Here is a 10,172-nt window from a genome sequence, read left to right as displayed (position 1 = left end):
CCTCGGGCAGGCCGAGTTCCTCTCCCTGGTACAGGTAGACCGAGCCGGGCAGGGCGAGGGAGAGCAGGGCGGCGGCGCGGGCGCGGCGGGTGCCGAGCGCGAGGTCGGTGGGGGTGCCGAACGCCTTGGCGGCGAAGTCGAAGCCGGTGTCGGCGCGGCCGTAGCGGGTGACGGTTCGGGTGATGTCGTGGTTGCACAGCACCCAGGTGGCGGGGGCACCCACGGGAGCGTGCTCGGCGAGGGTGGAGTCGATGGCCGCGCGCAGCCGGTCCGCGTCCCAGGGGCAGGACAGGAAGGCGAAGTTGAAGGCGGTGTGCAGTTCGTCGGGGCGGAGGTAGCGGGCGAAGCGCTCGGCGTCGGGGAGCCAGACCTCGCCGACGAACACCCCGCCGTACTCGTCGGCGACCGCGCGCCAGGAGCGGTAGATGTCGTGGAGTTCGTCGCGGTCGACGAAGGGGTGCGGGTCGGGAGCGCCCGCGAGATCCGGCAGGTCGGGGTCCTTGGCGAGCAGGGCGGCGGAGTCGATGCGGACGCCCGCGACACCGCGCTCGAACCAGAAGCGCAGGATGTCCTCGTGCTCGCGGCGCACGGCGGGGTGGGCCCAGTTGAGGTCGGGCTGCTCGGGGGTGAACAGGTGCAGGTACCAGTCACCGTCGGGCAGCCGGGTCCACACCGGTTCGGTGGAGCCGACGAACTGCGACGGCCAGTCGTTGGGCGGGAGTTCGCCGTGCGCGCCGCGTCCGGGGCGGAAGTGGAACAGTTCCCGCTCGGGGCTGCCGGGGCCGGCGGCGAGCGCGGCCCGGAACCAGGGGTGCTGGTCGGAGACATGGTTGGGCACGATGTCGACGATGGAGCGAATGCCCAGCTCACGGGCCTCGGCGATGAGCTTCTCGGCCTCGGCGAGGGTGCCGAAGGCGGGGTCGACGGTGCGGTAGTCGGCGACGTCGTAGCCGCCGTCCTTCATCGGGGAGAGGTACCACGGGTTGAACCACAGGGCGTCCACGCCGAGTTCGGCGAGGTAGGGCAGTCGGGCGCGGACCCCGGCGAGGTCTCCGGTGCCGTCGCCGTCTCCGTCCGCGAAGCTGCGCACGTACACCTGGTAGATGACGGCCGAGCGCCACCAGTCGGCCTGCCTGCGGGCATGGGTGGGCTGTGCCACGGTGCGTGCCCTTTCTGTCGAGTCTGTCGAGGGGGCCGGGTCAGCCCTTGGTGCTGCCCGCGCTGATCCCGGCGATGATGTGCCGCTGGAACACGAGGAAGAGCGCCACCATGGGGATGCTGGCGATCACCATGGCCGCAACGAGCACGGTGAGCTGGATGTTCTGCGACAACTGGACGAGGGCCACACTGATCGGCTGCTTGTCGGTGTCGGAGAAGACCATCAGCGGCCAGAGGAAGTCCTGCCAGACGGCGACCAGCGCGAAGATGGAGACCACGCCGAGCACCGGGCGGGACATGGGCAGCACCACCGACCACAGGGTGCGCAGCTTCCCCGCGCCGTCGATCTCGGCGGCCTCCAGCACGTCGCGGGGCAACTGGTCGAAGAACCGCTTGAGCAGGTACAGGTTGAAGGCGTTGGCCACGGCCGGCAGCCAGATGCCGAGCGGGTCGTTGAGCAGGCTGGTGTGGATCAGCGGCAGGTCGGCCGCGGTCAGGTACTTCGGTACCACGAGCGCCTGCGCCGGGACCATCAGGGTGGCGAGGATGCCGCCGAGGACCACGTTGCCGAAGGCGGGCTTCAGCTTGGACAGCGCGTACGCGGCCGCCGTGCAGAACACGAGCTGGAAGGCCCAGGCACCGGCGGCCTGCACCACGGTGTTCCAGAGGTGCTGCGGGAGCTGCATCAGGTCCCAGGCGTCGGTGTAGCCGTCCAGATGCCAGTGCTCGGGAACCAGGGTGGGCGGGGTACGGGCGATCTCGTCCGGGGACTTCATCGCGCCGGACGCCATCCAGTACACCGGGAACAGGAAGGCGAGCGCGAAAAGGACGACGACGGTCCCGAACACCGTCCAGTACAGGGCTCTTCCGCGCGGACGGGCGAGGGTGGCCGGGGAGATGAGGGTACGGGTGCTCACGCGCCCTCCTCGGTAAGGGTGTTCATGCGTCCCCCTCGCTGCGGGTGAGCCGGAGGTAGAGGGCGGAGAAGGCGCCGAGCAGTACCAGCAACATCACGCTGAGGGCGCAGGCCCCGCCGAAGTCGTTGTAGAGGAAGGCGTACTTGTAGATCAGGTAGAGCACGGTCACGGTCGCGCTCTCCGGGCCGCCGCCGGTGATCACGAACGGCTCGGTGAACACCTGCATGGTGGCGATGATCTGGAGGAGCATCAGCATCAGGATCACGAACCGGGTCTGCGGGATCGTGACGTGCCGGATGCGCTGGAGCAGGTTGGCACCGTCGAGTTCGGCGGCCTCGTACAGCTCGCCGGGGATGGACTGGAGGGCGGCGAGGTAGATGAGGACGGTGCCGCCGAGGTTGGCCCAGGTCGCCACGATCACCAGGGAGATCAGCGCGGTGTCGGTGCCGTTGGACCAGTTCGAGGCGGGCAGGTGCAGGGCGCGCAGGGTCTCGTTGGCGAGGCCGGCGCCGGGGTCGTAGAACCACTTCCACAGCAGGGCGCTGACCACCGGCGGGATCATCACCGGGAGGTAGACCACGACCCGGAAGAACGCCTTGGCGTGCCGGAGTTCGTTGAGGACGAGGGCGAGGACGAAGGGGACGGCGAAGCCGAGGAGCAGGGCGAGCACGGTGAAGGTGAGGGTGTTGCGCCAGGCCGCGCCGAACTCCGGATCGTGCAGGACCCGGCGGAAGTTGGCGGTGCCGACCCATTCGGGCGCGGAGCCCGGTGTGTAGCGCTGGAAGGCGATGACGACGGCGCGGATCGCCGGGTACCAGGAGAACAGGGCGAAACAGATCAGGCCGCCGAGCAGGAACCCGTAGGCGCGGACCTGGTCGGCGAGCGCCCGGCGGCCCCGGCCACCGCTCACCGGGGCCGGGAGCGGGGCCAGGGGGGCGGCGGCCGCGGGGAGCCGCTCGGCCGTCTTGGTCATGGTGGTCAGCCCCGCGCCAGGATGCTGTCGATCTTGCCGTCGGCGTCCTTGAGGAGCTGGTCGACGTCCGCGTCCTTCTTGGTGAGGACGGCGGAGACGACCCCGTCGAGCACCGAGTAGATCTGCTGGGCGTGCGGTGGCTCGATCTTCATGGCGAGACTCTGGTTGCCGTCCAGGAACGACTGGTAGTTCTCCACCGGGACGTTGGCGTTGGCCTTCTTGACCTGCTGGTCCTTGGCGTCGGCGGCTCCGGTGAACAGGCGCGGCTCGGGCAGTCCCACGGGTGCGTCGTTCTTCTTGGCGCGGGCGTAGTCGCCGAGGAAGCCGTCTCCGGGGGTGAGGAACATGTGGTCGAGCCACTTGAGGCCGGCGCGGATCTGGGCGGGGCTGGCCTTCTTGTTGAACATGTAGCCGTCGCCGCCGATGAGCGTGCCCTTGCCCCCGGGCATCGGGGCGAGCGCCAGGTCCTTGTACGAGCCGCCCTTCTCCTTCACCAGGATCGGGATGTTGTCCGGCGCCGAGAGGTACATGCCGAGCTTGCCCGAACCCATCATCTGCTGGGCGTCGTTGATGACGAGGAGCTGCTTGCTGCCCATGGAGTCGTCCGTCCAGCGCATGTCGTGCAGGTTCCGCAGCACCGCGTGGCCCTCGGGGGTGTCGACGGTGGCCTTCTTGCCGTCGGCGCTGACGACGTCACCGCCCTGGGAGTACAGCTCCGCGGTGAAGTGCCAGCCGCCCTGGTTCTGGGCGCTGTAGTCGGCGTATCCGACGGTGCCGTCGCCCAGCCCGGCGATCCTCTTGGCGGCGGCGCGGACCTCGTCCCAGGTGGCCGGGGGCTTGTCGGGGTCGAGGCCGGCCTTCTTGAACAGGGCGCGGTTGTAGATCAGCCCCATCGAGTAGCCGGTGCGCGGGATGCCGTAGACCTTGCCGTCGACGGTGTAGATGTCCCGGAGCTGCTTCTGGATGCCGGCGTAGCTCTTGAGTTCCTTGACGTAGGGGGTGAGGTCGGCGGCCTGGTGGATGTCGACCACATGCCGGGCGTCGGTGAAGTAGGTGTAGAACACGTCCTCCATCTGGCCGCCCGCAAGCTTGGCGTCGAAGGTCTTGGGGTCCTGGCAGGGGAAGGCGTCGTGGGCGACCACGTCGATGTCCGGGTGGGCCTTCTCGAAGGAGGCGATGTCCTCCTCGAAGAACCGGCGGTCGACCTTGGCGCTCTTGGGCGGCTCGCAGTTGACGGTGATGCGGGTCTTGCCGCCCGCCGAGCTGTCGTCGTCCGAGCCGCAGGCTGCTGCGGTGAGGGCGAGCGAGGAACAGACGCCGATCGCGGCGACGGTGCGGCGGAACCCGGTGCTTCTCATCGGTGGACCCCTCAAGGCAGGAGCGGTGGGCGCCGCACACTCAAGCACCGACGACACCCGGCCGCAAGATGTCGCGCAGAATCTGTAATTATTTGACAGCCGAGCGGCTCGCGGTGCGCTCAGTCGCGCGGCACTTGCGCGGTGGAACCCCGGACCACCAGCTCGGGCTCGAACAGCAGCTCCTCGGCGGGGACGGCGGTGCCTCCGATCTGCGCGTTCAGCAGCTCCACGGCGGCCCGGCCCATGGCCTCGATCGGCTGGCGGACGGTGGTGAGCGGGGGCTCGGTGCAGTTCATGAACGCCGAGTCGTCGTAGCCGACCACCGAGATCCGTCCCGGCACGTCGAGCCCCTTGCGGCGGGCGGCCCTCACCGCGCCGAGGGCGAGCGGGTCGCTGGCGCAGATGATGCCGGTGACACCCTGGTCGATCAGCCGGGAGGCGGCGGCGTGCCCGCCCTCGATGGAGAAGATGGCGCGGGCCACGTGGGCGTCCGGCAGGTCCCCCGCCAGCGCGCGGGCGGCGGCGAGCTTGCGGGCGGAGGGGACGTGGTCGCCGGGGCCGAGGACCAGGCCGATGCGCTCGTGACCGAGGGACGCCAGGTGGCGCCAGGCCTGCTCGACGGCGACCGTGTCGTCGCAGGAGACGGCGGGGAAGCCGAGGTGCTCTATGGCCGCGTTGACCAGCACGACCGGGATGCTGCGGTCCGCGAGACGGCGGTAGTGGTCGTGCGGGGCGTCGGCCTGGGCGTACAGGCCGCCGGCGAAGACGACGCCGGAGACCTGCTGCTGGAGGAGGAGTTCGACGTAGTCGGCCTCCGAGACGCCGCCCTTGGTCTGGGTGCACAGCACCGGGGTCAGCCCGAGCTGGGCGAGCGCACCCCCGATGACCTCGGCGAACGCCGGGAAGATGGGGTTCTGGAGTTCCGGCAGGACCAGGCCTACCAGACGGGCGCGCTCGCCGCGCAGCTGGGTGGGGCGCTCGTAGCCCAGGACGTCCAGGGCGGTGAGGACCGACTGCCGGGTGGCGTCGGAGACTCCCGGCTTGCCGTTGAGCACCCGGCTGACCGTGGCCTCACTGACCCCGACCTTCTTCGCCACTTCCGCAAGTCGTCGCGTCATGCGCGCAAGGGTAGCGCAAGTTACGCAAGCAGCTTGCGTAACAGTGTCGCGGCTGCGGAAGACCCGGCGCCGTCGATGACCTGAACACCGACGGGGCCGGGCCGGGTCTATGAGGTGGGGACGACCGTCAGGTGGGCGCGCCGGCCGGCGGCGGACGGCTGCCGGGGGATCATCGTCAGGCGCCGGTGACCCAGATCGCGCAGCAGGGGCGGCGTCTCGTCCACCACCCGGCACGCGGTGGTGCCCCGGCGCGGATCGGGGTGGTGCAGCAGACGTACGGCGCCGTCGAGCCGGGCCGCGCTCTCGCCGACCGCGTGTATCCAGTGCGGCAGCCCCTGCCGGTAGGCGGCCTCCATGATCGGGTCGTGGGCCACGTCCCGGCGTATCGCCTGGAGTTCCTGGTCGTGGCCGTACCCCTCCATCGCGGCCTTGAGCTGGGCCAGCATCGGCAGGCACCAGGCCGGCTCGTGCTCGCCGAGCACCCGGCCGGCGTCGGGGTGGAAGAGGACGAAGCGCAGGAAGTTGTCGCCGGGCATCGCGGTGGGGTGGTGCCGCACCTCACCGAAGAGGGCGGCGAAGGGGCCGTTGGCCAGAATGACGTTCCAGCGGTGGTCCACGACGAACGAGGGGAACGGGGCGGCCTCCACCACGGCGGCGTAGTCCTCCAGATAGTCCCGCGCCTCGCAGCTCTCGGGGACGGACCGGGTTACCGGCCGCCGCCCTCCCGCCTGATGTGCCATCGGGTGGTCACCCCTCTTGCCTTGGCCGCCTGCACGCGGCGCTGCGATCCTGCTGCTCCGACAAGAGCCGTGTCAACTATCGTGGCATTTCATGCCTGTTGACGGCTGAAATTCGCCACAGTTGTGGCGAGACCTGGATGCGAGTTCGAACCACGGGCTACTCTCCGGGATGTTCACGGCGGCCGGGGGGTGACAAGCGCGCCCGGTCTCGCGCGGCCCCCCTAAGACGTAGGAGTTCTGTCGGTGACGGATGGCTACGAGAATCCGGGCGCCACGGCGACCGCTCAGCTTCCGGCCGTCGTCGCCCGCGTCACCGCGCTCGCCGACCGGCTCGGCGTCCCGCACCCGGAGGTCTTCGACACCGCCCGGCTCTCGGTCGCCAGCGGGGTCCCGGAGCCGGTGGTCAAGGCGCTGCTCACCGGCCGCCCGGCCGGTGAACCGGACGTGCAGGCCCGCTTCCTGCAACGGCTGGACCTGCTGCGCCGCACCCGGCTCAAGCCCGGCGGGCGCAGATACACCCAGCAGGAGATCGCCGACGGCGCCGGCATGTCCCGGCAGCAGGCCGGCGCCCTGATCAACGGTGACCGGCGCCCCACGATGGAGCACTGCGACGCGCTCCAGCGGTTCTTCCACGTACACGCCGGGTTCCTGACGGCGGAGGACCCCGAGGCGCTCGCGGGCGCCCTCCAGCACATCGAGCAGGAACTGCTCCAGAAGCTGGCGGACCGGGAGCGGGCCGCCTCCGCGACGGCCCAGGACCCGCTGGAGCGGCTGCTCCAGGACCACGGGGTGCGCGGGATCGCCTGGCGTGCCGCCCAGCTCCCCACCGACCAGCACCGCGACAAGGTGGCGGAGTGGCTGGACATGCTGCTGGAGAGCGTCCGGCAGCCGGGGTCGTGATCGGGATGGGGTCCAAGAACATCGCCAAGGGCATGCGGCGGCTGTGCGCCGAACTGGTCGGCCAGCTGGACCGGCGGCCCGCGCCGGTGCCGCCCGAGGAGCTGTACCGCTCGCTGTGCTCGGCGATGAGCCGCAGACGCGGCCGCCCGGTGCACTTCCGTACGTCGGTCTTCCCGCCCGGCACGGCCAGCGGACTGTGGCTGGACATGAGCGACCGCGATCTGGTCGTGGTGGAGGAACGCACCGCGCCCGACCATCAGTTGGTGATTCTCGGCCACGAGCTGTGGCACATGCAGACCGATCACGCCGCCCACCGGGTCGACGGTCTCGGCATGGGGGTCGCCACCCGGCTGCTGACGGACGACACCGACCGGGACGCGCTGCGGGCGGCCGTGCACCGGGTCGCCGCGCGCACCCGGTTCGACCAGGACGAGGAGCGGGACGCGGAGACCTTCGGCCTGCTGCTGGCCAGCAAGTGCCGTACCAGGATGCGGGGTTCGTCGCTGAGCGGCCCGGTCCGCCGGGACGACGTCGCGGGGCGCATCGGTACGTCGCTGGGATATCCGGGTCCGCAGGGCTGAGGCGTCTGAGCCGTACGGGCGACCCCGGGCGGCCCGGAGCCGACGCGTTGTCAGTGGTGGGCGGCAAGCTGGAACCCTGCGTGCCGCGAGGGGCGGTGCGCGGCGCCAGCGTGCGTGAACCGTGCCGCCGACCGGGGAGCCGACCGATGCCGACCGCCGTACTGACCGACCGTGAGCGCACCGCCGTACGGGCGTATCTCCGGCTGCTGCACACCGTGCGCGCCACCCTGGACGGGCCGCCGGACGCGGCCCCGGCCATGGTGCCGCCGACCGTGCTGGCCGAGGCCGAGCGGGCGCTGGCCGGAGCCGGGCTGGCGGGGAACGAGGACGAGTTCTTCGAGCTGCTGCGCGCCTGGTGCCCGTAGAGGCCGGCTAGGCGGCCGGGACGGTCACCGCCGTCAGGACCAGCCCGTCGCCGGTGCGCCAGTGGCCGTCGAATCCGGTCAGGCGGTGGCCGCCCACCGAAGGGCCCGGCACCAGCAGCCGGGCATGGAAGGTGCCCCGGTCGTCGTGCGTGGGGACCAGGTCGATGTCGGCCTCGGAGAAGTCCAGCCAGGCGCCGGTCAGCGGGAACCACGCCTTGTAGACGGACTCCTTGGCGCTGAACAGCAGCCTGTCCCAGTGCACACCGGGCCGGACGGCGGCCAGGACGCCCTGGCGGTCGCGTTCGGCGGGCAGCGAGATGGAGTCGAGGACGCCCTCGGGCAGCGGTTCGTGCGTCTCGGCGTCGATGCCGAGGGACGCGAGGTCACCGGTGCGGGCCAGGGCCGCGCACCGGTAGCCGTCGCAGTGGGTCATGCTGCCGAGCAGGCCGTCCGGCCAGACCGGCGCGCCGCGCTCGCCGGCCGGCACGGGGGCGGGCGCCCGGCCGAGCTTCTCCATCGCGCGCCGGGCGCAGACCCGCGCCGAGGTGAATTCCAGACGCCGCTTGGCGACCGCGCGGTCCACCACTGCCCGTTCCTCGGGGAAGAGCGCGGTGTCCGGGTCGTCGTCGGGGACGCCGTACGACTCCACGGCGACCACCGTGTCCGGCAGCAGCTCCTCGATCACCCGGTACCCGACCTCCCACGGCAGTGCGGTGCGGCACCACGACAGCACATCGCCGGGGCACGGGCAAGAGCGGCCCTCTTCCGGGGCCGGCGCGCCCGGTGAATCCGTAACACGCGCGTTGCACGAACCGCTCCGCGCAGGCCGTATGATCGCCCCATCACTCGCCGCCCAACACCCCTTTTCTCAGGGCGGTTTGGTGACCCTTCCTTCCTCCTGTCCGGGCGCGGACCGCTGAGTCCTGCCCGAAAACCCCCGAAAGGCGGCCCGCATGGTCTCTCGCGTACGCGTATGGCTCAACCGCACGTACGCGGAGAACGTGTTCTTCATGGATCAGCTCCGGAGAAACCCGAGCGATCGCGCCGTGGAGATCCACGCGACGCACGGTGACCCGGACTCCCCCGTGCTGGCCGCCGCCGACACCGCCGCCCTGGAGCCCGAGGGGCTGTCCCCGGCCGGGTACGTCGAGTACGCGCTCGACCAGTGCGCCCGGCGTGGCATCGATGTCTTCGTGCCCCGGCTGCACCAGGCGGCGATCGTGGCGCACCGCGCCGACTTCGCCGCGGCGGGTACGGCCCTGCTGGCGCCGACGCCGGAGGCGGTGGCGGTGTTCGAGGACAAGGTGACCGCGTACGAGGCGGTCCGTTCGGTGGGTGTGCCGGTGCCGCCCTGGTTCCGGGTCCGTACGGCTGACGAACTCCTGGCCGCGGTCGCGGAGTTGGAGGCGGCCGGACACCGGGCGTGCTTCAAGCCCGCCTCCGGTGCGGGCGGGGTCGGCTTCCGGATGATCACCCGCTCGCCCTTCTCGCTGGCCCACCTGAGCGGCTTCCCGAGCCCGTACGTGCAGCTCGATCTGGCGGTGTCGGCGCTGCGGGAGGCCGAGGAGCCGGTGGACCTGCTGGTGATGCCGAGGCTGGAGCAGCCGGAGGTGTCGGTGGACTGCCTGACCGGCCCGGACAACCGGGTCCGGCTGATGGTGGGCCGCACCAAGAACGGCCGGCGGCGCGGCTTCACCCTGGACGAGCGCTGGCTGGAGCCGGCCCGGCTGATCGCGGAGGGCTTCGGGCTGCACTACCTGTCCAACATCCAGTTCCGCATGCTGGGCGACCGGCCGGTGCTGCTCGACGTCAACACCCGTGCCGCCGGCGGGCTGCACCAGCTCTCCCTGTGCGGGATCAACGCCCCGTGGGCCGCTGTCCAGCTGGCGCTGGGTGAGGACCCCGGCACGGTCGAGCCGCCGTTCCTGGGCCAGGACTACGCGGTGGTCTCCGGGCCGCGCCCGCTGGGCCCGCCGACGCTCCCCGAGCAGGAGCCCGAGGAGGCGGAGGTGCGCCTGCCCGCGCCCACCGCCCCGCTCGCCGCGGCGGCCGCCGCAGCGGC

The 10,172-nt window shown here is 71.4% G+C and carries 11 protein-coding genes; 4 read left to right on the top strand and 7 right to left on the bottom strand.

The window, feature by feature from the left end; genetic code table 11:
• From CCN33_RS03100 to CCN33_RS03075, 6 genes are all read right to left on the bottom strand, one after another.
• The coding region (locus CCN33_RS03100) for an alpha-amylase family glycosyl hydrolase (RefSeq protein ID WP_086690813.1) at positions 1-1,159 on the bottom strand (1,159 nt) is incomplete at its 3' end.
• A gap of 40 nt (positions 1,160-1,199) precedes the next feature.
• The gene (locus CCN33_RS03095) at positions 1,200-2,075 is read right to left on the bottom strand and encodes a carbohydrate ABC transporter permease (RefSeq protein WP_086690809.1); all 876 of its coding nucleotides are present in this window, start codon (positions 2,073-2,075) and stop codon (positions 1,200-1,202) included.
• Between the two features lie 22 nt (positions 2,076-2,097).
• Entirely contained in the window at positions 2,098-3,048 is a 951-nt protein-coding gene (locus tag CCN33_RS03090) for a carbohydrate ABC transporter permease (protein WP_086690807.1), read from the bottom strand.
• 5 nt (positions 3,049-3,053) lie between these two features.
• A complete protein-coding gene (locus tag CCN33_RS03085) occupies positions 3,054-4,406 on the bottom strand; it encodes an ABC transporter substrate-binding protein (protein WP_086690803.1) in 1,353 nt (450 codons plus the stop codon).
• A 119-nt stretch (positions 4,407-4,525) separates the two neighbouring features.
• A complete protein-coding gene (locus CCN33_RS03080; protein ID WP_208621643.1) occupies positions 4,526-5,524 on the bottom strand; it encodes a LacI family DNA-binding transcriptional regulator in 999 nt (332 codons plus the stop codon).
• 107 nt (positions 5,525-5,631) lie between these two features.
• Complete coding sequence (locus CCN33_RS03075) at positions 5,632-6,264, bottom strand: MmyB family transcriptional regulator (protein WP_086690799.1); 633 nt, start codon at positions 6,262-6,264, stop codon at positions 5,632-5,634.
• A gap of 243 nt (positions 6,265-6,507) precedes the next feature.
• Here CCN33_RS03075 and CCN33_RS03070 point away from each other — a divergent pair, with 243 nt between their 5' ends.
• The 3 genes from CCN33_RS03070 (at position 6,508) to CCN33_RS03060 (ending at position 8,110) form a co-directional block, all read left to right on the top strand.
• The gene (locus CCN33_RS03070; protein WP_086690797.1) at positions 6,508-7,164 is read left to right on the top strand and encodes a helix-turn-helix domain-containing protein; all 657 of its coding nucleotides are present in this window, start codon (positions 6,508-6,510) and stop codon (positions 7,162-7,164) included.
• Positions 7,165-7,196: 32 nt separating this feature from the next.
• Positions 7,197-7,745, top strand: a complete 549-nt coding sequence (locus CCN33_RS03065) for a toxin-antitoxin system, toxin component (RefSeq protein WP_086690817.1) — start codon at positions 7,197-7,199, stop codon at positions 7,743-7,745.
• A gap of 146 nt (positions 7,746-7,891) precedes the next feature.
• Positions 7,892-8,110, top strand: a complete 219-nt coding sequence (locus tag CCN33_RS03060; RefSeq protein WP_086690795.1) for a hypothetical protein — start codon at positions 7,892-7,894, stop codon at positions 8,108-8,110.
• A 7-nt stretch (positions 8,111-8,117) separates the two neighbouring features.
• On the opposite strand, the gene CCN33_RS03055 is transcribed toward CCN33_RS03060, so the two are convergent.
• Positions 8,118-8,795: a 4'-phosphopantetheinyl transferase family protein gene (locus CCN33_RS03055; protein WP_086690815.1), complete on the bottom strand. Its 678-nt coding sequence runs from the start codon at positions 8,793-8,795 to the stop codon at positions 8,118-8,120.
• Between the two features lie 268 nt (positions 8,796-9,063).
• Between CCN33_RS03055 and CCN33_RS03050 the strand changes: the two genes are divergently transcribed.
• Positions 9,064-10,172: ATP-grasp domain-containing protein (locus CCN33_RS03050; protein WP_107483890.1), on the top strand; the 1,109-nt coding region annotated here is incomplete at its 3' end.

Origin of the sequence: Streptomyces recifensis (genome assembly GCF_002154615.1) — a bacterium.
Taxonomy (GTDB): Bacteria; Actinomycetota; Actinomycetes; order Streptomycetales; family Streptomycetaceae; genus Streptomyces; species Streptomyces griseoluteus.
This window is presented reverse-complemented; position numbering and strand designations above follow the sequence as displayed.

Coding starts and splice junctions, on each gene's coding strand:
- CCN33_RS03090 (WP_086690807.1), bottom strand. CDS start 3,048: ATGACCAAGACGGCCGAGCGGCTCCCCGCGGCCGCCGCCCCCCTGGCC.
- CCN33_RS03085 (WP_086690803.1), bottom strand. CDS start 4,406: ATGAGAAGCACCGGGTTCCGCCGCACCGTCGCCGCGATCGGCGTCTGT.
- CCN33_RS03080 (WP_208621643.1), bottom strand. CDS start 5,524: ATGACGCGACGACTTGCGGAAGTGGCGAAGAAGGTCGGGGTCAGTGAG.
- CCN33_RS03075 (WP_086690799.1), bottom strand. CDS start 6,264: ATGGCACATCAGGCGGGAGGGCGGCGGCCGGTAACCCGGTCCGTCCCC.
- CCN33_RS03065 (WP_086690817.1), top strand. CDS start 7,197: ATGCGGCGGCTGTGCGCCGAACTGGTCGGCCAGCTGGACCGGCGGCCC.
- CCN33_RS03060 (WP_086690795.1), top strand. CDS start 7,892: ATGCCGACCGCCGTACTGACCGACCGTGAGCGCACCGCCGTACGGGCG.